1 protein-coding gene is annotated in these 1,016 nt (G+C 66.3%); it reads right to left on the bottom strand.

All coding sequences use genetic code 11. The features are described 5' to 3' along the window. Positions 1-319 precede the first annotated feature (319 nt). Complete coding sequence (locus tag ACFZDL_RS47245; RefSeq protein WP_353597348.1) at positions 320-880, bottom strand: site-specific integrase; 561 nt, start codon at positions 878-880, stop codon at positions 320-322. Between the last annotated feature and the right edge of the window lie 136 nt (positions 881-1,016).

The following is a 1,016-nucleotide window of genomic DNA, read 5'->3' as shown; positions in this document are numbered from 1 at the left end:
AGGCCCCGTCTTCATGCTCTGGCCACGGCAGGATCACCCGACCGGGAATCCGCGTTCGACCGCCACCGCTCAAGATCGAAAAGACAACAGCTACTAAGCCGTTCGGGCGTGTACCGCCATCTGCTGGCGGACCTCAGCAGGGAGGGCGCCCTCCGGGTCCACCTGTCGTTCGAACCGCTCGAGGAACGCTGCCGTGCCCGCCGCAGTGCGAGCCGTTCGATCGCTGGTGTGCGCCCAGGACGCGTGTGCGGCCAACCTCGCGCGGTACCTCCGCTGATGGGCGGTCAGACCTGGCTCGCGCACTCGGCTTTGAGAGGGTTCAGACATGGTCCCCGATTCCCATCCTGAGGTGGGTCTCCTGGGCACGTTCCGCTGCCGCGCTGGCACCGTAGTGGCGGGGCATGTCGTCGGAGGTCCATCCCATGAGCAGCATCAAGTCTCCGCTGTCACCACGGGCACGTTTCCATGCATGGGCGAAGGCGTGTCGCCAGCGGTGAGCGTGGATACCGGTCAGTCCGGCGGCCAGTCCGCGTCGCCTGACCATGATCTTGATGCCGTTGGGTGCCAGTGGCCGGCCACCGCGGTCGGCAAGCCACAGGTCGGGCAGCGTCGCGCCGTTGTGCTTTGCCCGAGCTCGTAGGTAGCGGCTGAGTGCCCGGGCGGTCCGGTGGCCGAAGCGTACGCGGCGGTCTTTGCTGCCCTTCCCGTGGTAGTGGACCGAGTCGGTGTTCAGGTCGATGTCCTCCACCTTGAGGAAGCCGACCTCGGACAGGCGCGCGCCGGTATTGCACAGCAGCCGGATGATCGCCTCGTCACGGACCTGCAGGAACGATTTCCCTCGGCAGCCGGCCAGGATCTTGGACGTGTCGTCGTCCCGCACGATCGGGATGAGCTTCTGGGAGGTCCTGGGCTGCTTAACATGTGAGGTTCCCCCGGTGCGCGGGTGTGGCTGATTAGCTGGTCAGGGCGGGTTGACGTGGTTTCAGGTTCACTGGTTTGGCCGCTGCCTGGTCGGC

Origin of the sequence: Streptomyces sp. NPDC007917, from assembly GCF_042959105.1 — a bacterium.
Taxonomy (GTDB): domain Bacteria; phylum Actinomycetota; class Actinomycetes; order Streptomycetales; family Streptomycetaceae; genus Streptomyces.
This window is presented reverse-complemented; position numbering and strand designations above follow the sequence as displayed.